This is a genomic window from Ensifer sp. BR816, from assembly GCF_000378985.1.
GTDB lineage: Bacteria > Pseudomonadota > Alphaproteobacteria > Rhizobiales > Rhizobiaceae > Sinorhizobium.
The window spans coordinates 2,288,541-2,310,766 of the sequence record NZ_KB905370.1 but is presented as its reverse complement, the minus strand read 5'-3'; the positions used below and the strand labels follow the sequence as shown (position 1 = coordinate 2,310,766).

The following is a 22,226-nucleotide window of genomic DNA, read 5'->3' as shown; positions in this document are numbered from 1 at the left end:
CGCCGATGGCTCCCGGTGAAACACCGGGAGCCTGCCGGGAGGATCGCCGGCACGAGCGGGATGGGAAATTTGAGCGGTCCCCCACTCTCATCCCCGCTCGAACTCTTGGGCCGGGATCAGAAGAAGCCGAGCGCCTTCGGGCTGTAGCTCACCAGCATGTTCTTGGTCTGCTGGTAATGGTCGAGCATCATCTTGTGCGTCTCGCGGCCGATGCCCGATTGCTTGTAGCCGCCAAAGGCGGCATGCGCCGGATAGGCATGGTAGCAATTGGTCCAGACGCGACCGGCCTGAATCTCGCGGCCGAAGCGGTAGCAGCGGTTGGCATCGCGGCTCCAGACCCCGGCGCCGAGGCCGTAGAGCGTGTCATTGGCGATCTCGAGCGCCTCGTCCTCGGTCTTGAAGGTCGTCACCGACACGACCGGCCCGAAGATTTCCTCCTGGAAGATGCGCATCTTGTTGTGCCCGCGGAACACTGTCGGCTTGACATAGTAGCCGCCGGAGAGGTCGCCTTCGAGCACGTTGCGCCCGCCGCCGATGAGGACCTCGGCCCCCTCCTGCTTGCCAATGTCGATATAGGAGAGGATCTTCTCAAGCTGCTCGCCGGACGCCTGGGCGCCGATCATCGTCGCGCTGTCGAGCGGATTGCCCTGCCGGATCGCCTCCACCCGCTTTACCGCCCGCTCGATGAAGCGGTCGTAGATGCTTTCCTGGACCAGGACACGGCTCGGGCAGGTGCAGACCTCGCCCTGGTTGAGCGCAAACATGGCGAAGCCTTCGAGCGCCTTGTCGAAATAGTCGTCGTCCTCGTTGAGCACGTCGGCAAAGAAGATGTTCGGCGACTTGCCGCCGAGCTCGAGCGTCACGGGGATGAGGTTCTGGCTGGCATATTGCATGATCAGCCGTCCGGTCGTCGTCTCTCCGGTAAAGGCGATCTTGGCGATGCGCGGGCTGGTCGCCAGCGGCTTGCCGGCCTCGAGCCCGAAGCCGTTGACGATGTTGAGCACACCCGGCGGCAACAGGTCGGCAATCAGTTCGGCGAGCACGAGGATCGAGGCCGGCGTCTGCTCGGCCGGCTTCAGGACGACGCAGTTGCCGGCGGCAAGCGCCGGCGCCACCTTCCAGGCGGCCATCAGGATCGGGAAGTTCCAGGGAATGATCTGGCCGACGACGCCGAGCGGCTCGTGGAAATGATAGGCGACCGTATCGTGATCGATCTCGCCGATCGAGCCTTCCTGGGCACGGATGCAGGCGGCGAAATAGCGGAAATGGTCGATCGCCAACGGAATGTCGGCGGCCATCGTCTCGCGGATCGGTTTGCCGTTGTCCCAGGTCTCGGCGCGCGCCAGGAGTTCGAGATTGTCCTCCATCCGCGCCGCGATCTTCATCAGGATGTTGGAACGTTCCGTCGTCGAGGTCCGGCCCCACTTCTCCTTGGCGGCATGGGCGGCATCAAGCGCGAGCTCGATATCGGCCGCATCTGAACGGGCGATCTGGCAGAGCGAGCCGCCGGTGACGGGCGTAGTATTGTCGAAATAGCGGCCGGCGACCGGTTCGCGCCACTCGCCGCCGATGAAGTTTCCGTATTTGTGCTTGAACGGGTTGTCGAGAATTTTCTGATGCAGCATGGCTTCCTCCCTTAGAAAAACAGCACTCCAATTTGCTGTGGAAGGAGAGTGAAGCCGGATGGGGATTTGCGGTAGAGTGCCGCGGCATCCCGCTTCGCCATCTGTTTCAGAATTGAGACAGGTCGGCTTTGCCTGTCATGCTGCAGTGCAGCGATGGCCTGATGGAGAAGGATTTTCGTGCGTGGCGGCGCCCTCATCCCGCTGCCGCGACCTTCTCCCCGCCAGCGGGGCGAAGGGACGATGCCGCCGCCCAAGTCCCCTCTCCCCGCATGCGGCTAGTCCTCGGATTAAAGCCGAAGAGAGGGCCATTCTCGAGAAAACTCAATTCAGCGAAAGCCGCTTCATTTTCCGATAGAGCGTCGCGCGGCTGATCCCGAGAAGGTCGGCGGCCATCGACACATTGCCGTTGGTGCGCGACAGCACGCGGCGCAGGGCCGCCCGCTCGGCGTCCGGCAATTCGGCGCCCTCGCCGGGAGCCCCCTCCTGCAGCAGGTCGGTGGCCGGAATGCCGGCGGCGATGCGCTTGTCGTCGAGCCCGAGCCACTGCCTTGCCGCTCGCGTCGCGCCAAGCACGAGATCATCACGGTCGACGGCAAGCAGAGCCGGCCCTTGTCGATCGACCGGGACAAGCACGATCCGCGCCTCCGCAAAGGCCCGGCGGAACAGGTTGGCCTCGATACGGGCAGCCGCATCGCGCACCGCCTGCGAGAGGATCGACAGCGTCCCTTCCGAGGCGTCGTCGCGGCAAGTGGAAATATCGAGCGCCGCGGCAAGGCGCCCGGTTTCGTCGCGGATTGGCGCTGTCGCGCAGCTCAAGCCGATATTGCGGCTGAGGAAGTGCTGGTCGCGATGAATGATGACCGGGCGCTCGTCGGCGATCGCCGTGCCGATGCCGTTGGTGCCGACGCTCGCCTCGCTCCACACGGCGCCCGACCACAGGCCGACGCCGCGAAAATCCGCATCGTCCCCGCCTGCCCCGCGGCGCTCGAGCGCAACCCCCTTCTCGTCGGTGAGCAACAGGCAGCATCCGGCCTTGACGATGACGGCGAACAGCCGGTCGAGTTCCCCGACGGCTTCCGCAATCAGCACCCCGGAGCGTTCGCGCGCCTGCAGGAACTCGCCATCCGAGAGGCGCCATGGCAGACGCGCCTCCTCGGGCGCAAGACCGTGCAGGGTCATGCAACGCCGCCACGAGGCGGCGACCGGTGAGCTGACGCCTGCTGACGGCTGTTGCGCGGTCTTGTAGACGTGTTCCGTATGCTCCCTGACTGCAGGCATTCGCCCCCTCCCTGAAAGCGTCCTCCGGCGTTGGATCGCGGGGGGGCCGATCCCAGGTTCGGCGCCGCGTCGGCCGTCACTATAGGCTGAGGTTGACCGGCCGGTCTAGCCAGACGAAGGTCGTGCGGCCCCGTCCTCCGCCGATACGCCGGCCTGCGGTATCGACACGGCTGCCAATATGCTAGAGCCGGTTCCTGCGACTCGCCCGCAACATCCGGTTGTCCGCCATGCTTCGTGATTTCTCCGTCCAAAGCCTCTTCATGGGCGTGCTGATCGCCTTTGTCGGCTTCGCAAGCTCCTTCGCCGTCGTTCTGCATGGCCTCGCCGGCGTCGGCGCCACGGAGGCCCAGGCGGCCTCGGGCCTGATGGCGCTCTCCATTTCCATGGGCGTCTGCGCGATCGTCATCAGCATCGCCACACGGCTTCCGGTCAGCATCGCCTGGTCGACACCCGGCGCAGCGCTGTTGGCGACATCGGGAGCCGCCCCGGGGGGCTTCAATGCCGCTGTGGGCGCCTTTCTGGTATGCGCCCTGCTGATCGTCGCCGCCGGCCTCTGGAAGCCGCTCGGTCGGATGGTCTCTTCCATTCCGCCGGCTCTGGCCAACGCGATGCTCGCCGGTGTGCTGCTGAGCCTCTGTTTCGCGCCGGTGAAGGCGATCGCCTTCAACCCGCTCTTCGGCCTGCCGATCGTCTTCGCCTGGGCGATCGTCGGCAGCGTCAACAAGCTTTATGCCGTGCCGGCCGCACTTGTCGCCTTCGTGCTGGTCATCGCTTTCGGCGTCGAGATGCCGGACAATGTCTTTGCGCAATTTTCATCCGCTCTTGTGCCTAGGGCTGAACTCGTCCCGCCGGTCTTCAATGCGGCGGCGATGGTCAGCATCGCCCTGCCGCTCTTCATCGTCACCATGGCGTCGCAGAACATTCCCGGCATCGCGGTGTTGAAGGTCAACGACTATCACCCAAATCCCGGCCCGCTCTTCGCAACGACCGGGCTCTTTTCCCTGTTCAGTGCACCGTTCGGCGGCCATGCCGTCAACCTGGCGGCGATTACCGCGGCCATGTGTGCCGGCCCCGACGCCCATCCGGACCGCAGCCGTCGCTACTGGTCGGCGATCACCGCCGGGATCGCCTACATTCTATTCGGCCTTCTCGCCGGCGCCGTCACCACCTTCGTCAGCTTGGCCCCACCGGTGCTGATCCAGGCCGTCGCCGGCCTGGCGCTGATCGGCGCCTTCTCGAGTTCCGCCGTGGCCGCCTTCACGGAGGCTCAGACCCGGGAGGCCGCCGCCATCACGTTCCTCGTCACGGCGTCCGGCGTCAGCTTTGCCGGCGTCTCCGGCGCTTTCTGGGGCTTGATTGCCGGCGGCCTCATGCTGGCGTTGGCGCGTTTTTCCAGGCGGCAACGCTGAGAGGCGCTACGCTCCTTGCAATTCGGCCGGTTCTCCGCTAAGGACCCGGCGTCCGCGCAGACACCCTTGGAGGCAACGCGGATGGGGCCGCCACGCGGCTTCAAGTTTTTCCGCCCGTGGCGGACGAACTCTCCAAATAACCAGAAAGGTCTATCCATGAGCCAGACTTACGAGCTCAAGGCCGAGACGCGCGAACGGGTTGGTAAGGGGTCCTCCCGTGAACTTCGCCGCAACGGTCTTATCCCGGCTGTCATCTACGGTGACAAGCAGGCCCCGCTTTCCATCGCACTTTCCACCAAGGAAGTGACGATGAAGATCCACGCCGGCGGTTTCATGACCACCGTCGCGACGATCGACGTCAATGGCGAGAAGATCCGCGTCCTGCCGAAGGACTACCAGCTGGATCCGGTTCGCGACTTCACCATGCATGTCGACTTCCTGCGCGTCTCCAAGGGCAGCCAGGTGTCGGTTCAGGTTCCGGTCCACTTCGAGAACGAAGAGAAGTCCCCGGGCCTGAAGCAGGGCGGCACGCTGAACATCGTTCGCCACGAAGTCGAACTGAACGTTTCCGCCGACAACATTCCGGAGTTCCTGAGCGTCGATCTCAGCGGCCTCAAGATCGGCGACACGGTCCACATCTCGAACGTCAAGCTTCCGGCTGGTGCGACCCCGGTCATCGCCGATCGTGACTTCACGATCGCCACGATCGCCGGCCGCGCGCAGGAAGTTGAAGCCGAAGAAGAAGCAGCCGAGGGCGAAGCGGAAGCTTGATCCGCGGCTGACGCCCCATTCCGGTCGCAGCATTCGAGAAACCCGTCCCAACCCCAGGGGCGGGTTTTTTTATTCCATATTGCACCACACACGAGCCGCGGGCACGCCTCATGAAATCTCGGCGTGCAATTTCAGCAACATTTAAGATTTTGATGATGTTCTGCACGCGGGGAAAAAAGCGTGGCAGTGCAGAGTATCCGAATGTTGAGAGTGGTGACGTCCGTCATCGGGAGCATCCGATGATGCACTCGGTTGAGAACCGGTTTATTGCGATCGTCTGCGGCGCGATGCTTGTGTTCGTAGCGCCCCTGTTGGCACTCTTCCTCGCCATATCCAGCGAGCGCCTTGCACGAGAGCGCCTGCAGAACGTCGAATTGCTGATGCAGGCAAGCGGCGAAGCGCTTGGCAAGCCGATCTGGGACTTTGATCAGGACGGCATCGAGCGGATCGCTCATTCGCTCGCAAATGCCACCGACATTCGCGCCGTCACGATTCGCGATACTGCCGGAAACGTCCTTGTCGCACTGCCTTCGGGAAGCGCTGAAACTGCAGTCGGCAAGTCCCTTGAAACGGCCATTTCCTACGATAGCGTCAAAGGCCCCGTGCCCGTCGGCGCGCTGACGGTCGTCGTTCCTACGTCCGGCCTCCTACTGCGCTTCAGTACGGACGAGTGGGCGATCCTCGGCATCCTTCTTTTTGCCGTCGCAGCGGTGTTCGCGGCGGCGCTGATCGGCAACCGCTTCATGGTCGTACGGCCGCTGATGCGGCTGACCGCTGCAGTCGAAGCGACCCGGCGCCTCGGATCGCGCCATCGGGTCGACTGGAATTCAGATGACGAGATGGGCGCTCTGGCTGGCAACTTCAACGTGATGCAGGACCGGCTGGAACGTGAGGAAAAGGAGTTGAAGAGCGCACATGCCCGGGCGACGGAAACCTACAACCTGACGCCGGCCATGCTCTTCTCCCTCGACGCCGCGGGCCGGCTGACCGCGGTCAGCGACTATTGGTTGCTGGCGACCGGTTATCTCCGCGACGAGGTCATCGGACGCAGCTTCACCGATTTCATCGACCCTTCCTGGGACGAAGCCTACCACCTGCGCTCGAAAGCGGCAGCGGCCGATGGTCACGGCATCAGCGACCTGACCCTGCCCTTCCGCAAGGCCGACGGCACGTTCATGACCGTGCTGATCCTGGAGACGGAGACGAGCGGCGGCGGGATCTCGCTGTCGGTGATGACCGACGTCACGGCCCTGAAACAGGCCGAAAGCCGCAATCATGCCCAGGCAATCACCGATCACCTGACCGGGCTTTTGAACCGGCAAGGCTTCGAGAACGCGCTCGACGAGGCGATTCTGAGCGCCGACCAATGCGGCATGCAACTCGCCTGCCTGTTCATCGATCTCGACCGCTTCAAGTGGATCAACGACAATTTCGGCCACGCCGCCGGCGACGCCGTCCTGCGCCAGACGGTGGAGCGTATCCAGGCGGCGCTTCGACCCGAAGACGTGATCGCACGGCTCGGCGGCGACGAGTTCGCCATTCTCATTGCCGCAACGGACGTCGAGGCGCTGGCAAGCGACATCGGCGAGAGTATCTGCACTGCGTTGCACGAAGCGATGCCGGTCGCCGGCAACGAACTCTTCGTCAGCGCCAGCGTCGGCGTTTCGGTTTACCCGAGCCACGCCTCGGGTGCCTCGGACCTGCTGCTCAAGGCCGACATGGCCATGTACGCGCGCAAGCGCGACGGCAAGAATGGCCTGCAGGTTTTCGATGCCGGCATGCTCGATGCCGCGCGCGAACGCCATGAGATCGAACAATGCATCGAGGCCGGCCTCAAGGAGGATTGGTTCGAAGCCTGGCTGCAGCCGATCGTAAGCCTCGGAGACGGGCAGATCGTCGGCTTCGAAGCGCTGATGCGCCTCAATCATCCGGAAAAAGGCCTGATGCCGCCGGGCAAGATCATCGGGATCGCCGAGGAGACCGGCACGATCGGCCGAATCGGCGACCGTGTTCTGGAAAAGGCGATCCGTCATCTCGCCGCAATTTCCGACCTGGACGGAACCCAGAGCACCTATCTCGCCGTCAACTTCTCGCCGTTGCAGTTCGAGGTAACGCTGCCCCACAAGCTCGCCGCGCTCCTGCTCAAGCATCACATTTCGCCACAACGCATCGTCGTAGAGATCACCGAAGCGGTGCTGATGCTCGACAATCCGGAAGTCCATGCCGTCCTGAAACAGCTGAATGAATTTGGCTGCCGTATCGCCCTTGACGATTTTGGCACCGGCTTTTCGTCGCTCAGCTACCTCAACCGCTTCCCGGTCGATATCGTCAAGGTCGATCAGTCCTTCACCCGCTCATTGAGCTCCGGAGCCGCCGACGTGCGGCGCAAGAGCCGAATGTTGATCAAGGGCATTCGGACGATCTCGCACCAGATGGGTTGCACGGTCGTAGCCGAGGGCATCGAGACGAAAGAACAGTGGCAACTTCTGCGCAAGCTCGGTGTGGATAATGGTCAGGGTTATCTCTTCAGCCGACCGATGCCGATCGACCATATGCTGGCCATGCTGGAGAACGAATCCGAAGCCAAGGCCAGCGCTCCTGCCTAGCGCATCGGCCCGAAAATCGGACCCGATTTTCGGAAAGCACGATGCGCAGGTTCAAAGTGCTACAGCGACCTTTGCGCGTCTGATCAGACGCGCGGCGCTGTAGGAGTAGGCAACAAGGAGTTAAGGCGTGAAGCAACTGATCCTGGCATTCTTCCTCGGTCTTTCCGCCGCCGCCCACGCAGAGACGATCCATTTCGTCACAGAGGAATATCCGCCTTACAATTTCTCGACCGACAAAGGCCCAAGCGGCGCGTCGGTTGACCAGATCGCCCTGATCATGGAGGCCGTCAAGCTCCCCTACGAGATCGAGGTGCTGCCTTGGGCGCGCGCCTTTGCGCTTGCCGAAAAGGAGCCCTTCCATTGCGTCTTCACGACCGGCCACGACACCGAACGGGACAAGAAGTTCAAGTGGATCGAGCCGCTTCTCGTCGACCACATGATCATGGTGCGTGGCAAGGATTCGGCCACCAGGCCGCGGTCGCTCGATGAGGCCAGAGAGTTCATCGTCGGGACGCAACGCGAGGACTTTTCCGCCAATTATCTGAAGGAACACGGCTTTCAGAAGATCGACTATGCCGCCAATCTCGACTCGACGCTCAAGAAGCTGATCGCAGGTCGCGTCGACCTGATGATGACCTCGGAAAAGACCTTCGAGACGATGCGCGCCGACGGCAAGCCCGTCGAGGCGGCACTCGTGCTCGAAGGCAAGCAATATGGCATTGCCTGCCACAAGGACATGCCCGACGAAATCGTAGCCGGCATGCAGACGAAGCTTAACCATCTGATCGCCCAGGGAGTCCAGGACCGGATTTTCGAGCATTACGGCATTCGCCCGGCAGGCATAAGGCAGGCGGCGAAATAGGGATTGACTCGGCCGGTCCAGGGGTGATTTTGGGTTGAGCGACGGGCTACGGCGGAAAATTGCCCCTCACCCTGACCCTCTCCCCGTCAAGACGGGAGAAGGTCGCAGCAGCGGGATGAGGAGCAAGAAACCTCGCCTCTCCGCATGGGCATCCCGTCGAAGCAGAAGCATCAGGAGTTCGCCGCATGCTGATCATCGCGGGACTTGGCAATCCGGGATCGAAATATGCCGGCAACCGCCACAATATCGGCTTCATGGCGGTCGATGCCATGCAGCGACGCCAAGGCTTCTCCTCCTGGTCGAAGAAGTTCAAGTCGGAGATCGCCGAGGGCGAGATTGGCGGCGAGCGCGTCCTGCTGATCAAGCCGCAGACCTTCATGAACCTTTCCGGCGAAGCGGTCGGCGAAGCCATGCGCTTCTACAAGCTCGCGCCGAAGGACATCGTCGTCATCTATGACGAGCTGGATCTCCCGGCCGGCAAGGCGCGCATCAAGACCGGCGGCGGCCATGGCGGCCATAACGGCATCAAGTCGATCGACGCGCATTGCGGCAAGGAATACCGCCGCCTGCGCCTCGGGATCGGCCATCCCGGCGTCAAGGACCTCGTGCATGCGCATGTGCTCGGCGACTTCGCCAAGGCCGATCAGGCCTGGCTTTCGGCCCTTCTCGACACCATCGCCGAGAATGCCGGCATGCTCGTCAAGGGCGAGGATTCGCAGCTCATGAACAAGATCGCCCTCGCCACCGGCGGCAAGTCCGACGCGGATGAGCCGCAGGCACCGAAGAAGCCGGTCGCCAAATCCCACATCCACCAGGCCCGCAATGCCGCCCAACCCAAGAAGCTGCCGACAACCGGTCCGATGGCCGAGATGCTGAAGAAGATGTTCGGCTCCAAGGGGGACTGAGGGCACGATCCCCGGCCGCAGGGCACCGCGTCGACAGCGCCGTCGAACGTCGCACGCTCAAAGGTCGCTGCACCTTGGATTGCTGGATTTTCTTATCGTTAGATCGCCGATCCAGGTGCTGTCCGTGGCATCACTCCTGCTCCTCCTGTGCCCGGACGGCGGATTTGCGCGACTGTTCTGAGTCCGACGGACTTCTTCTATCAGAGGACGTTTTCCAAGAGACTTGTCGCGCACGCGTGAGCGTGAACGCGCGCGTCGCAGCGAGGAGCAGAAACCAGAGACCAAAATCGCTCATCCGTCTTCCTCCTGGATGTTGCCGGTGGAGCGCCGCCTCTACTCAGATGCGATAGCCCGCGGGCGTTCCCGCGGCCTCATGGCATCGCGCAAGCCGCTCAAGCCACAGGGCCAGGTCCTCGGGGATTTCCGCTTCACCGCTCTCCATGGCCTCCACCCACGCGAGTTGGCATTGCAGCGCCGATGTGAGATCGATTGCGGTCCATCTCAGGCTGGTGAGGCATTCGACAAAACGTTCGGGCGTCATCGGCCGCACTACGTCGCAAGGCAGGGGAGAGGTCATCGGTTCAACATTGCACGGCGCATAGGTCCACTGCGGTGCCTAAGCCCCGCCAGGAAGTCCCGACGGGGCATCGACAGCTCACACGAACAGGAAGTCGCTGAGTGCCAGCGTCGATACGTGCGTGCTGCTATTCGCAAGCGTCACGATCAGCTCGGCGTCATAATTGTTGCCGGTGCCGTCGCGGTCGTACCAGAGGCGGCCATTGTCCGTTTCGAACAGGAATTGCGGACCCGTTCCCGAAGCTACGGGGTTGGCACCGACGACAAATCCCGGATTGCCGGTTGCCGCCATGCCGAAGTCCGAGCGGTCTATGACGAGCTTATCCTGGCCGCGCGTGAAGTCGACGATCTGGTCGCCGGTGCCAAAACCGTCGCTGTGGAACACGAACTGGTCCTTGCCGGTGCCGCCCTGCAGCAGATCCCCGGCCGCGCCGCCTTCGAGCACGTCGTCTCCGGCACCGCCGAAGAGGAAGTCGTCCGCGCCGCCCCCGAAAAACGTCTCGTTGGCGGACGTGCCGCGAATGTCGTCGTCCTGGGCCGAGCCATAGACGACCTCGATGCCGGTCACGGTCATTCCCTTTGCCATGCCGCCATTGGTGGCATTGTTGGCAAGGTCGAGCTTCACCGACATCGAGGAGCTGAAGCCGAACTTCAGTGTATCCGTGCCGGCGCCGCCATCGAAGCTATCGGTGCCAACGTCGTTGGTGCGGATCAGCGTGTCGTTGCCAGCGTCGCCATAAAGCTTGTCGTTTCCGGCGCCATCCTCGAGGCGGTCGTCGCCCGCGCCGCCCCGCAGCGCATCGTTGCCGCCATTGCCCTTGAGCACGTCGTTGAGAGCGCCGGCGGTGACACTGTCGTTGCCGCTGGTGCCGTAGAATTCCAGGCTTTCGGCGCCGGTAAATTTGGTAGCCGCATTGACCGTCACGGTGCCGTTCGAGAAGGCAAAGCTTACCCCGGTCGCCTGGTTGGCGAGATCGACATAGACGCGGTCGGTGCCCGTGCCCGCATCGGCAAAGTCGCCCTGGTTGATGCGCAGGCTGTCATTGCCGGCACCGCCGTAGAGCTTGTCTGCCTGCGTGTCGAACTGCGTGCTGTAGGTCGCCTGAAGCGTGTCGTTTCCGTCACCGCCTTCGAGCCGGTCGGCTCCGACCCCGCCATAGAGCCGGTCGTTGCCGGCAAGACCCTTCAGCGTGTCGTTTCCGGCGCCGCCATGGAACAGATCGTTGAGGGCGCCGCCCGTCAGGCTGTCGGTGCCCGATCCCGTCCAGATCTGCACGGCTTCGATGTTCTTGAGCGTCACGTCGCCATTGGTCAGCACCGCGTTTGGCGACACCACAAAACTCATACTGGCGGTGCCCATGGAGCGGTTGACCGAAACCGTGTCCGTTCCCGCGCCGCCGTCGACGGTGAACTTGCCGGCAGTAAGTCCGCGAAACGAGTTGATCTTCACCAAGTCGTTGCCGGTTCCCAGCAGGATCGAATTGGCAGCGGTGCCTGTGCCGATCTCGATGTCCACCAGGTCGTTGCCGGTGCCGGCATCGATCGTGTTGGCGCCGCCGTCGTCATAGATCGTGTCGTTGCCGTCGCCACCCCTAAGCGTATCGTTGCCCGCTCCGCCGTCGAGCAAATCGCTGCCTTTTCCGCCCGTGAGCCTGTCGTTGCCGTTAGCGCCATAGAACTTGACGGAAAGTGCCGCGCCGGCGGTGAGTGTATCGCTGCCGGAACCTGCATGGATCGTGTAGTGCTCGGCGTCGGTGACACTTGTGCCGTCATTGAGCGTGCCGGTCACGCCGGTGATCGCAAACGTAAGGTTGGTGGTCGCATCACTCCGAACGATGGTGACCGAGTCCGTGCCGGCACCGGCCCTGATCGTGTCCTTGCCGCCGTTTGCGACCAGAATCGTATCATTGCCGTCGCCACTGTTGACGATGTCGACGCCGACCCCGGCATCGATCGAATCGTTGCCCTTGCCGCTGGTGAGCGTATCGTTTCCGCCCCACGCGACCATCGTGTCGTTGCCGTCACCCGTGGTCCAGTTGTCGACGGTTGAACTGCCTATACCGCTGTTGAGCGAATAGGCCTCCATGTTGATGAAGGTCGTGCCATCCGACAGTGTATTGGAGAGATTGGACGCCTTGGCGGTGAAGGTGCCGCTCAGGTTCAGGACTTCGAGAATATCGGTGCCCGCGCCGCCGTTGATGGTGTCCCGGCCGTGGCCAATCGTGACGCCGACGCGGTCGTTGCCGTCTCCGCCAATGACGTTGTCGAGACCTAAGCCGCCGTAAAGAGTGTCGTTTCCGCTCCCTCCATCGAGAGTGTCGTTCCCGCTCACGGTCAGGTTGAAGGCGGCATCGCCCCACAGCATATCATCGCCGTCGCCGCCCGACAGCGCGTCGTCCCCGTTGAAGCCGGTGAAATTGTCGTTACCGGCCTCGCCGAAAAGCTTGTCGTTGCCGTCGCCGCCATCGCCCATGTCATTGCCGTAGCCGCCATTGATCGTGTCCGCGCCGGCTTCGCCAGACAGAATGTCGGAGCCGTTGCCGCCATTGAGCGTGTCGTCGCTGTCGGCGCCGTCGAGCATATCTCGACCGATGCCGCCGTTCAGCGTGTCGTTTCCACCGCCGCCGTTGAGGAAGTCATTCCAACGGCCGCCGGCGATCGTGTCGGCGAAATTCGTCCCGACAATCATAAACTGCTCGACGTTGGTGACCTTGATTCCGCCGGCAAGCGTCGATTGCCCAATCGGATCCGGCGCGACGAAGGTGAGCGCGGTCGTTCGTTCCTCGAACATAAGCGCCAACGTATCGAATCCCAATCCGCCATCAACGACGTCCCCGTCGCCATCAGCCAAGTCGAAAGCCATGACCATATCGTCGCCGGTGCCGGCATTGATCGAATCGGCTCCGGCTCCGCCTTGAATGTTGTCGGAGCCGGAACCGCCGCTGATTGCATCGTTCCCGACGTCACCGTTGATCGTGTCATTCTGGAAACCGCCGGACAGCACATCATCGCCGGCGAGCCCGAATATCTGATCGGAGCTGAAGCCGCCGGACAGGGTATCGGCCGTGTCCGTGCCGAGGATAAAGTCCTGCTGGTCGGTGCCTGGATTGGTTGCCATTCTCTTCTTCCCTCTACAATGGACGCAAGAAACCTGCTCGCCGCGCGCAGCGAGGCAGCTTGGAATCGTTTCAGTTCTGGCTGGGCGGTCCGGACAAGGTGAAGCAGCCCGTCCGGTCGTGTCATCAGAGTCGTGTCGGACGTAGGGTTTAGAAACCGATCGGCCGTTTGTGAAATTCAATATTCATATGGGCTCGATCCACGCGGTAAATGCAGCCCATCAAGATCGGCATCATCTTGCCGTCCGGCATGCCGAGCAATTGGCCGGGCCGACCCTTCCCATCTGACCGATCGCCTGTACCCGTGGAAACAGGGGATGCACGGGGAACTGCGATACAGGCTCCTGAAACGGCTGGGCTGCAGGTCCATTCAGAATTGCCACCGACGTGCGCTGGCTATTGAACTTGCTGCCTCTTCTGTGCGTCTGGTCATTTGCCGTTTGACAGGATAGCTATTCTCGGGATCGGTCCGGCAAGAATTGCGGCCGCATGGGGCACATCGATGAATTTGAATGCGTTCGACCTCAATCTTCTGCGAGTTTTCGACGCCCTCATCCGCGAGCGCAGCGTAACCCGCGCCGGCGACCAGATCGGTCTTAGCCAGCCTGCGGTCAGTGCGGCGCTGAAAAGGCTACGCGACCTCCTGGATGACCAGCTCTTCATCCGCCGCGGCAATGACATGATTCCGACTCCGCGCGCGCTGGAGCTCGGCTCCCCCGTCCGCGACGCGCTGGGCAAGATCGAGTTCGCTCTGCACAAGCGCAGACACTTCGACCCGGCGACGATTCAACGGCGGTTCACGCTTCTCGGCTCGGACATATTCTCCGTCATGGCGATGTCCGCGCTCTCCCGCTGCTGCGCGGAAGAAGCGCCCGGGATTTCGCTTCATCTCGTCGATAGTGCCTTGGGAAACGCCGAGCGCCTGCTCCAGGAAGACGCGGTGGATATCGCCCTCGAGACCGAACTCAATGTCCCTGATTGGGTGTCGAGCATGCCGCTGCTGGCGGCACCCTATGTCGTGGTGGCTTCAGCCAAACATCCCGGGATCGCGGCGGCAGGTATTGCCGCGCGCGAAGCGATCCCCCTTGATCTCTTTTGCCAGTTCCACCACGTGGCGCGGTCGTCCGCCGGTGTGCTAAACTGCGTCGTCGACGCCGAACTCGCCAAGGTCGGGCGCAAGCGGCACGTGGCGCTAACCCTGCCCCACACTTTGGGGGTTGCCATCGCGACCGCCAATTCCCTGCATCTCGCCACGGTTCCTCGGCAATTCGCGGAACTGATGGCCACCCATCTGGGGCTGAAGATCTACGAGGCGCCCGTGCCGCTTCCCGCGACGAACATTAACGTTTTCTGGCACTCCCGCCACGATGGCGATCCTGCACATCAATGGCTGCGCCGGCAAATCGTGCGGGTCCGGGATGAATTCGATGCGAAGATGCGCACGCGCACCAACCCCGCGCTCTCGATAGGATGCCCGTTCGACACCAACGAGCCGACGAAAACGACTCGGAGCGACGACGGCATCGCCGCCCGCGTCGCGTCCAACAAAAGCCCGGCAACGCTGCACGTCTCACCAGACGCACAGAAAATCGCCGCGGACCTTTGAGATTTCGACCGTTCCTAGCCTCTGCTCGATTGATCGCAGGCCCTACTCTTCCGGCTCGGTCGTGAACATCAGGGGGTAGCCGGCTTCCTTGCCGAGATCGGTCGCCTCCTTGGCCTTGGTCTCGGCTATGTCCCGGGCGCAGACCACGACCACCGACGTGCCGAGCTTGTGGGCGGTCATCATCACCCGGTAGCCGGCCTCCTCACTCATGCGAAAAATGGCCTTCAACACCATCACCACAAAGTCGCGCGGCGTGTAGTCGTCGTTGACGAGGATGACCTTATGGAGCCGCGGCCGCTCGAGCTTGGGCTTCACTCTCGTTTTTCGTTTTGGGGCAACTTCATTGTCACTCATCGGAAACTTCACCCGTTGATGACATGCGATGGGCCGAAATCCAGTATCGCGCCTGCGGCGTCGGCGTTCAAGTCGAAGCCGGCCAAGTTCCACCCAATGCGCGCGAAGCGCTTGACCGCCCCGCTCCTTTCCCCCATAGCCACGCCCAAGAAATTCAAGAACGACAGGTTTAGGCCATGGGCTTCAAATGCGGTATCGTCGGGCTGCCGAATGTCGGCAAGTCCACCCTCTTCAACGCGCTGACCAAGACGGCGGCGGCGCAGGCGGCGAACTATCCCTTCTGCACGATCGAGCCGAACACCGGCGAGGTCGCCGTGCCTGACGCGCGCATGCGCAAGCTTGCCGACATCGCCAAATCGAAGGAGATCATCCCCACCCGCATTTCCTTCGTCGACATTGCCGGCCTCGTGCGCGGCGCCTCAAAGGGCGAAGGCCTTGGCAACCAGTTCCTCGCCAATATTCGCGAGGTGGATGCCGTGGTGCACGTGCTGCGCTGCTTCGAGGATGACGACATCACCCATGTCGAGGGCCGCATCCATCCGGTCGAGGACGCCGAGACGATCGAGACCGAGCTGATGCTCGCCGATCTCGAAAGCCTCGAGCGGCGCACCGAACAGACGCGCAAGCGTGCGATCGGCAAGGACAAGGAGTCCATGGCACAGCTTCCGATCATGGACGCCTCGCTGAAGCTCCTGCAGGAAGGCAAGCCGGTCCGCACCCTGCTGCCGAAGCTCGATGCCGAGGAACTGCGCATCCTCCAGGGGCTCAACCTCCTCACCGCCCACCCGGTGCTCTACGTCTGCAACGTCGCGGAGGCAGACGCCGCAACGGGCAACGAACACACCCGCGCCGTCGCCGAGATGGCCAAGGCCCAAGGTGCAGAGACGGTTACCATCTCCGCCGCGATCGAATCCGAGGTCGCCCAACTGCCGGAAGAGGAGGCCAGGGAATTCCTCGGCGCTCTGGGCCTCGAAGAGGCCGGCCTCGACCGGCTGATCCGGGCGGGCTACAAGCTGCTCGACCTCATCACCTATTTCACCGTCGGCCCCAAGGAGACGCGCGCCTGGACCATCGCGCGCGGCACCAAGGCGCCGCAGGCGGCCGGCGTCATCCATTCGGACTTCGAGCGCGGCTTCATCCGCGCCAACACGATCGCCTATGACGACTTCGTATCGCTTGGCGGCGAGACCGGCGCCAAGGAAGCCGGCAAGGCGCGCGACGAAGGCAAGGAGTATGTCGTCCAGGATGGCGACGTGATCCACTTCCGCTTCAACACGTGACGTGTAAGGGTGCGGTTCTATCGTCGCATCCTTCCGGCTGCATGGAGAGGGCATGCTCTATTTCGAGGATTTCACGCCGGGGCGGCGCTTTGACTATGCGCCCGTTCAGATGCAGGCTGCAGATATGATCGCCTTCGCCGGCGAGTTCGACCCGCAGCCGATGCATCTCGACGAAGAGGCAGGTCGGAAAAGCATTCTCGGTGGCCTTGCCGCCTCCGGCTGGCACACCAGCGCCATCGGCATGCGAATGATGATCGATGCCTTCCTTGGCCATTCGTCTTCGCAGGGCTCGCCCGGTATCGACTTCATGGACTGGAGGAAGCCCGTGCTGACGGGCGACGTGCTTTCCGGTTTCAGCCTGGTTCTGGAATCGCGCCCGTCCAAGTCAAAGCCCGGCCTCGGCATCGTCAAGTTTCGCAACGAGATCTGCAATCAGAGCAACGAAGCCGTCGCCGTCTCCGAATGCTCGATCATGTTTCGACGCCGAGAGGGCCGGCGGCCATGATGACGCTGGAGGAACTCTATGCGGCCGGCCGCAAGACCACGATCGGCAGCCTGACATTCGGGGCAGAGGACATCATCCGCTTCGCGCGCGATTTCGATCCGCAGCCTTTCCATCTCGACGAGGAGAAGGCAAGGGACTCGCTTTTCGGCGGTCTTTGCGCCTCCGGCTGGCACACCTGCGCCGGCTGGATGAAGTGCTTCATCCGCTTCTGGACGGGTGAGGTCCGGCGCCTCGCGGCAGAAGGACTGCACGCGCCGCGGCTCGGACCTGCTACCGGCTTCCGGGCGCTCAAGTGGCTGAAGCCGGTCTATGCAGGCGATACCGTGGCCTATGCCGTCACGCTGCTGGAATCGCGCGCCATCGCCTCCCGCCCCGGCTGGCGAATCAACGCGATCCTTTGCGAGGGCGAGAACCAGCACGGCGAGCCGGTGATCCGCTTCGAAAGCAAGGTGATCGAATTCACGTGAGAGACCGGCGGGGAGCCTTTGCCTTTGCCTTCGTCTCCCTCAATGGCCCTCGAACTCGATCAGCGTACGGACCTTGACGCCGAGCGCCTCGAGCTTCTTGCGCCCGCCGAGCTCCGGCAGGTCGATGATGAAGCAGGCGGCAATGATGTCGGCGCCCATTTGTTGCAAGAGCTTGGTGGCGCCCTCGGCGGTCCCCCCCGTGGCGATCAGGTCATCGACCAGGATCACCTTTTCGCCGGGTGTGATCGCGTCTCTGTGCATCTCCATCTCGTCCACGCCGTATTCCAGGCTATAGGCGATCCGGACCGTTTCATGCGGCAGCTTGCCCTTCTTGCGGATCGGCACGAAGCCGGCCGAAAGCTGGTGCGCGATCGCGCCGCCCAGGATGAAGCCGCGCGCTTCGATGCCGGCGATCTTGTCGATCTTGGTTCCGGCATAGGGGTGGACAAGTTCATCGATCGCCCGCCGGAACGTCTTCGGGTTGCCGAGCAGCGTGGTGATGTCGCGAAAGACGATGCCCGGCTTCGGATAGTCAGGAATGCTCCGGATGGCGGAAGTCAGTTCCGATTGAACAGCGTTCATGGTGTGGAAACGGCCTTTATGGAAGTCTTGAGGATGGCAAAGCCATAGCACCATCGAACGGCATGTTCACAGGAATTTCTTTGAGCGGTGAGCGCCTGGAACAATTTGGCCCGGCCGCTAGTTGATGTTACGCTTAGCTGTCGGCAGGTCCCGGCCGCGGCTGTGCTCAAATTACAATGACGACCAGAGCGGGAGAGGCAAGGTGTCGGCGGTCCTCCGCCCGTCCCGCTCCACTTCTTGGAAGCAACCACGATGCTTTTGGCGCGATGCGAAAGCATGCTGATCCAGAGGAAGGAGAACACCATGCGCCTATTCGAATGCGGTTCGCTTGTCCCGGGTTGCGCCTGGCACACCCGCGCGGAGAACGATGCGGAAATCGTCCGTCGCGTTATCGAGCACATGCGCGACACGCACGGCGAGACGGTCATTCGCGAAAACATGGTCGACAACATCAAGGCTCGCATCGTCGACGAAACCCAGGCCGCGTAATCCTACAACGCGCTGTCGGTCAGCCTGAACCGACCAGCGATTCGAGCCGGGCGACCAGCGTCGCCCGGTCGACATTGAAGTTGCGGTCGATCCAGAAATTTTCAAGCTCGGTCAGCAGTTCCCCGACCCTCGGCCCGGCGGGGACGCCCGCCTTCAGGACATCGGCCCCGTTCAGCGGGAAGACCGGACGCTGCCACTTTTCCGCACGCGCCAACAGCCGCTGAAAGGCGGCAGTCTCAGCCAGGAACGCCGGATCCGTTTCCGACTTGCGGCGAGCCGAAGCGAGCGAAAGCTTGAGTCGGGCTATGATGCCTTCCGACCCCTGGCGGTAGAGCTCCCGAGCGAGCGCGGTGTCCGCAAGTGTGGCCGCAACGGCTGGCGCTTCGGAAAACCGGGCGAGGAAGGCCCCTTCGGCTTTCGAAAGGCGCAATCGGGCCGCCATCGCCTCGAGCCGCGCGGCATCGGGCGGAACGATTGCCGCCAGCCGCAGAAGCGGCTCCGGCGTCCAGGCAAAGATCTTCTCGGCGGCAATCAGACCCGGAATGGCGTCAATACCCCATTTCTCGGTTTCAGGCAGGACCTCGCCGAGCACGCCTGCCTGGCGCATCCACAGAAGCGCTCGGCCCGGATCCTCTGCGGCCAGCAGTTTTTTCATCTCGCCCCAGACGCGCTCGGCCGAGAGCGTTGCTAGTTTCGCGCGCGCCTGTGCACAGGCTTTGAGCCCGTCCGCATCCGGCCTGCCCTGGCCGTAATGCGCGAAAAAGCGGAAGAATCGCAGGATGCGCAGGTAATCCTCCGCGACCCGCTCGGCGGCGCTGCCGATGAAACGCAGAGTCCGGCTCTGGATGTCGGGTAAGCCGCCGACATGGTCGAAAATCTCGCCTTTCGCGTCGGCATAGAGGGCGTTGATCGTGAAGTCGCGGCGTTCCGCGTCCGCTTTCCAATCGGTGCCGAAGGCCACCTCGGCGCGGCGGCCGTCCGTCGCAACGTCGCGGCGCAACGTCGTCACCTCATACGGAATTCCGTCGATCACCAGCGTGACGGTGCCGTGGTCGATGCCGGTCGGCACCACCTTGATGCCGGCGCCCTTCGCCCGTTCCGCCACTTCCTCCGGACGCCAGGTCGTGGCGAGGTCGACGTCACCGGCCGGCAAGCCGAGGAGGCTGTTTCGAACGGCGCCGCCGACGACGCGCACCTCGCCGCCGGCGGCGTTCAACAGCTCGAAGACGCGGCTGAGCGATGGAGCCCGGAACCAGGGCTCGGCGGCGATGGAAGTCATGCATAAAGCCTTTCGTAGAGCATGCGGACGATACCGGCGGTGATCCCCCAGATGTTCCGTTCGCCATAGGGCATCCGGTAGAAATGCCGTTCCGCGCCCTCCCAGTGGCGGCTGCCCCGCCCGTGATTGCCGGGGTCCATGAGAAAGGAGAGCGGAACCTCGAAGACGCTCTCGACCTCTTCGGGATTTGGCGCGAGTTCGAATCCCGGCTGGACGACGGCAAGCACCGGCGTGATGCGGAAGCCGGACATCGCCATGTAGTGCGGCAGGCGGCCGATCGTTTCGACGAACCGCGGATCGAGGCCGATCTCCTCCTGCGCTTCGCGGAGCGCCGCCGCCTCGATGGAATGATCTTCGGGATCGACGGCGCCGCCGGGGAACGCGATCTGGCCGGAATGCTTGCGCAAATGCGAGGTGCGCTGGGTGAAGATGACGCTTGCATCGTCGCCATCGTCGACCACCGGCACGAGCACCGCTGCATCCTTCAGATGCAGGGACTCGAGATAGGGCACGATGCCGGGGTTGAGGAGAAAGTCGCCGTGATCGCGCCAGGCGGTCTCGATTGGACCGCCCGCCTGCCTCAGCGCACGGTGGCGAAACTCGTCAGCGGAAAAAAGCGGGTGACTCATCGAGACAGCGCTTCCAGTTCGGCTGCCGGCATGACTGGGAAGACCGCTCCTGCGGACCGGACACAGTACATGTCGATGCCGTCGATCGGGACGGTTTCGCCGAGTTCGACGATGTCGTACATGACCGGCCGGGAAACGAGCGCCTCCAGGCGGCCGCGCACGTGCAGATAGGGCTTCAGCTCGCGGTTGTCGCCGTGGATGACGAAGCGCAGCGGATGCTCCGGTCCGGCCTCGACGACGTCGCCGACATTGGTTCGGAAGGTAAGTACCGTTTCGCCATCCCTGGCCGTCACACTCATCTCGACGGCGATGAACGGCGCATCGGCGACGCGGATGCCGACCCTTTCCACCGGTGTGACAAGGTAGGTCCTGCCGTCGTTGTCCTTGCGGAGCACCGTGGAAAACAATCTCACCAGCGGCTGCCGGCCGATCGGCGTGCCCATGTAGAACCACGTTCCATCGGAGCGGATTTCCATGTCGATGTCACCGCAGAACGGCGGATTCCAGCGCTCGACCGGCGGCAACCCTTTTGCTTCGCCGCCTGTCTGGCCGGCAGCGCGCGCGATCAGCGCGGCAAGCCCCGCCGCGTCGCTCGTCTGCTCAATCTTGGTCTCTGCCATCGTTCTGTCCCGTTTGGCCCCAATCCTGCCTTGGAAAGTACGTCGATGCGATGTTCGTCACCGGTTACGAGCATCTTGACCGAACGTCGCGCTTGGCGGAGAAGCCGGAATGCTTCAGGGCTTCCTGAAGCTCACGAGATAGTGCGTTGGGGGCGGCTTGTCAGCCGTCTGCCAGGGTCTAAATTGAAAAAAGGGAAGCCGAATGCCGGGTAAGGCCGAATCGGTTCGCCACGCAGGAGCGGGAGACAGGCGATGAGTGTTATGAAGGGCGCGGCCGAAGCGGCCGACGAGAAGGCGATCGTCGCTGCTGCGGAAGCGGCTCTCGGCGAAATCGCCCTCATCCGCGCGGAGGTCGGCAAGGTTATCTTCGGCCAGGAGAGCGTGGTCGAACAGACGCTGCTGGCGGTGCTTTCCGGCGGCCATGCGCTGCTCGTCGGCGTGCCCGGCCTCGCCAAGACCAAGCTCGTCGCCACGCTCGGGACCGTCCTTGGGCTCGCCAACAGCCGCATTCAGTTCACGCCCGACCTGATGCCCTCGGACATTCTCGGTTCAGAAGTCATGGACCAGGATCAGGCCGGCCACCGCTCCTTCCGCTTCATCCCCGGCCCGATCTTCACCCAGCTTCTGATGGCCGACGAAATCAACCGGGCCTCGCCGCGCACCCAATCGGCGCTGCTGCAGGCCATGCAGGAGTATCACATCACCATCGCCGGCGCCCGCAAGGACCTGCCGCAGCCCTTCCACGTGCTCGCGACCCAGAACCCGCTCGAGCAGGAAGGCACCTATCCTCTTCCGGAAGCCCAGCTCGACCGCTTCCTGATGCAGGTCGATGTCGGCTATCCTGAGCTCGCCGCCGAACGGCAGATCCTGCTGGAGACGACCGGCGTCACGGAGGCCGAGGCCCGTCCCGTCATCAATGCCGAGCGCCTGCAGCAGCTCCAGAACCTCATTCGCCAGATGCCGGTCGGCGAGAAGGTCGTCGATGCCATTCTGTCGCTTGTCCGTTCCGCCCGCCCCGGTAACGGCAATCCGGCCACCGACAAGAACGTCGCCTGGGGACCGGGTCCGCGCGCCGGCCAGGCTCTGATGCTCTGTGCCCGGGCCCGCGCGCTCTACGACGGCCGGCTGGCGCCCTCCATCGACGATATCCTCGCGCTTGCCGAACCCGTGCTGCAGCACCGCATGGCGCTGACCTTCGCCGCCCGCGCCGAGGGCATGACGGTTCGCGACGTCATCGCCGAACTGGTGAAGCGAGCCAAGGGATAGG

20 protein-coding genes are annotated in these 22,226 nt (G+C 63.2%); 11 read left to right on the top strand and 9 right to left on the bottom strand.

Annotated features, from left to right (window positions below):
- Positions 1-116: 116 nt before the first annotated feature.
- Both adh and RHIBR816_RS0111115 read right to left on the bottom strand, forming a co-directional pair.
- Positions 117-1,625, bottom strand: coding sequence for an aldehyde dehydrogenase (gene adh / locus RHIBR816_RS0111125; protein WP_018236616.1), 1,509 nt, complete (start codon positions 1,623-1,625; stop codon positions 117-119).
- Between the two features lie 321 nt (positions 1,626-1,946).
- Positions 1,947-2,903: a helix-turn-helix domain-containing protein gene (locus tag RHIBR816_RS0111115; RefSeq protein WP_026186870.1), complete on the bottom strand. Its 957-nt coding sequence runs from the start codon at positions 2,901-2,903 to the stop codon at positions 1,947-1,949.
- 194 nt (positions 2,904-3,097) lie between these two features.
- Between RHIBR816_RS0111115 and RHIBR816_RS0111110 the strand changes: the two genes are divergently transcribed.
- The 5 genes from RHIBR816_RS0111110 to pth all read left to right on the top strand — a co-directional run bounded on the left by RHIBR816_RS0111110 (position 3,098) and on the right by pth (position 9,456).
- Positions 3,098-4,312 carry a benzoate/H(+) symporter BenE family transporter gene (locus RHIBR816_RS0111110; protein WP_084811047.1) on the top strand — a complete coding sequence of 405 codons (1,215 nt, stop codon included), beginning with the start codon at positions 3,098-3,100 and terminating at the stop codon, positions 4,310-4,312.
- 156 nt (positions 4,313-4,468) lie between these two features.
- Complete coding sequence (locus tag RHIBR816_RS0111105) at positions 4,469-5,083, top strand: 50S ribosomal protein L25/general stress protein Ctc (RefSeq protein ID WP_018236612.1); 615 nt, start codon at positions 4,469-4,471, stop codon at positions 5,081-5,083.
- A gap of 239 nt (positions 5,084-5,322) precedes the next feature.
- Positions 5,323-7,689 (top strand): bifunctional diguanylate cyclase/phosphodiesterase, encoded by a 2,367-nt coding sequence (locus RHIBR816_RS0111100; RefSeq protein ID WP_018236611.1) that lies wholly within the window; start codon positions 5,323-5,325, stop codon positions 7,687-7,689.
- A 127-nt stretch (positions 7,690-7,816) separates the two neighbouring features.
- A complete protein-coding gene (locus RHIBR816_RS0111095; RefSeq protein ID WP_018236610.1) occupies positions 7,817-8,551 on the top strand; it encodes an ABC transporter substrate-binding protein in 735 nt (244 codons plus the stop codon).
- Between the two features lie 185 nt (positions 8,552-8,736).
- The gene (gene pth, locus RHIBR816_RS0111090) at positions 8,737-9,456 is read left to right on the top strand and encodes an aminoacyl-tRNA hydrolase (protein WP_018236609.1); all 720 of its coding nucleotides are present in this window, start codon (positions 8,737-8,739) and stop codon (positions 9,454-9,456) included.
- A gap of 337 nt (positions 9,457-9,793) precedes the next feature.
- On the opposite strand, the gene RHIBR816_RS0111080 is transcribed toward pth, so the two are convergent.
- Entirely contained in the window at positions 9,794-9,997 is a 204-nt protein-coding gene (locus tag RHIBR816_RS0111080) for a hypothetical protein (RefSeq protein WP_018236608.1), read from the bottom strand.
- 114 nt (positions 9,998-10,111) lie between these two features.
- Entirely contained in the window at positions 10,112-13,150 is a 3,039-nt protein-coding gene (locus tag RHIBR816_RS0111075; protein WP_018236607.1) for a calcium-binding protein, read from the bottom strand.
- 500 nt (positions 13,151-13,650) lie between these two features.
- Between RHIBR816_RS0111075 and RHIBR816_RS0111065 the strand changes: the two genes are divergently transcribed.
- Positions 13,651-14,754 carry a LysR family transcriptional regulator gene (locus RHIBR816_RS0111065; protein ID WP_018236605.1) on the top strand — a complete coding sequence of 368 codons (1,104 nt, stop codon included), beginning with the start codon at positions 13,651-13,653 and terminating at the stop codon, positions 14,752-14,754.
- Positions 14,755-14,796: 42 nt separating this feature from the next.
- Here RHIBR816_RS0111065 and clpS read toward each other — a convergent pair whose 3' ends face one another.
- Positions 14,797-15,108, bottom strand: coding sequence for an ATP-dependent Clp protease adapter ClpS (gene clpS / locus RHIBR816_RS0111060; RefSeq protein WP_026186869.1), 312 nt, complete (start codon positions 15,106-15,108; stop codon positions 14,797-14,799).
- Between the two features lie 176 nt (positions 15,109-15,284).
- Between clpS and ychF the strand changes: the two genes are divergently transcribed.
- The 3 genes from ychF to RHIBR816_RS0111040 are packed head-to-tail and all read left to right on the top strand — an operon-like array spanning position 15,285 to position 17,360.
- A complete protein-coding gene (gene ychF, locus RHIBR816_RS0111050; RefSeq protein ID WP_018236602.1) occupies positions 15,285-16,388 on the top strand; it encodes a redox-regulated ATPase YchF in 1,104 nt (367 codons plus the stop codon).
- A gap of 52 nt (positions 16,389-16,440) precedes the next feature.
- Positions 16,441-16,893: a MaoC family dehydratase gene (locus tag RHIBR816_RS0111045; protein WP_018236601.1), complete on the top strand. Its 453-nt coding sequence runs from the start codon at positions 16,441-16,443 to the stop codon at positions 16,891-16,893.
- Complete coding sequence (locus tag RHIBR816_RS0111040; RefSeq protein WP_018236600.1) at positions 16,890-17,360, top strand: MaoC family dehydratase; 471 nt, start codon at positions 16,890-16,892, stop codon at positions 17,358-17,360. Before RHIBR816_RS0111045 ends, RHIBR816_RS0111040 begins: the two co-directional genes overlap by 4 nt.
- 39 nt (positions 17,361-17,399) lie before the next feature.
- Here the strand turns inward: RHIBR816_RS0111040 and RHIBR816_RS0111035 are convergent, their stop codons facing one another.
- Positions 17,400-17,942, bottom strand: coding sequence for an adenine phosphoribosyltransferase (locus RHIBR816_RS0111035; protein WP_018236599.1), 543 nt, complete (start codon positions 17,940-17,942; stop codon positions 17,400-17,402).
- 303 nt (positions 17,943-18,245) lie between these two features.
- On the opposite strand from RHIBR816_RS0111035, the gene RHIBR816_RS0111030 reads away from it, so the two are divergent.
- The gene (locus tag RHIBR816_RS0111030; protein WP_026186868.1) at positions 18,246-18,431 is read left to right on the top strand and encodes a DUF1059 domain-containing protein; all 186 of its coding nucleotides are present in this window, start codon (positions 18,246-18,248) and stop codon (positions 18,429-18,431) included.
- 19 nt (positions 18,432-18,450) lie between these two features.
- On the opposite strand, the gene RHIBR816_RS0111025 is transcribed toward RHIBR816_RS0111030, so the two are convergent.
- Genes RHIBR816_RS0111025 through RHIBR816_RS0111015 form a run of 3 tightly spaced genes read right to left on the bottom strand, consistent with a single transcriptional unit; the run spans position 18,451 to position 20,959 of the window.
- A complete protein-coding gene (locus RHIBR816_RS0111025; protein ID WP_018236597.1) occupies positions 18,451-19,710 on the bottom strand; it encodes a CCA tRNA nucleotidyltransferase in 1,260 nt (419 codons plus the stop codon).
- Positions 19,707-20,339 carry a CoA pyrophosphatase gene (locus tag RHIBR816_RS0111020; protein WP_018236596.1) on the bottom strand — a complete coding sequence of 211 codons (633 nt, stop codon included), beginning with the start codon at positions 20,337-20,339 and terminating at the stop codon, positions 19,707-19,709. Before RHIBR816_RS0111020 ends, RHIBR816_RS0111025 begins: the two co-directional genes overlap by 4 nt.
- A complete protein-coding gene (locus tag RHIBR816_RS0111015) occupies positions 20,336-20,959 on the bottom strand; it encodes a DUF1285 domain-containing protein (protein WP_018236595.1) in 624 nt (207 codons plus the stop codon). The genes RHIBR816_RS0111020 and RHIBR816_RS0111015 overlap by 4 nt, the downstream gene beginning before the upstream one ends.
- A 252-nt stretch (positions 20,960-21,211) precedes the next feature.
- On the opposite strand from RHIBR816_RS0111015, the gene RHIBR816_RS0111010 reads away from it, so the two are divergent.
- Positions 21,212-22,225: a MoxR family ATPase gene (locus RHIBR816_RS0111010; protein WP_026186867.1), complete on the top strand. Its 1,014-nt coding sequence runs from the start codon at positions 21,212-21,214 to the stop codon at positions 22,223-22,225.
- The last annotated feature ends 1 nt before the right edge of the window (position 22,226 follow it).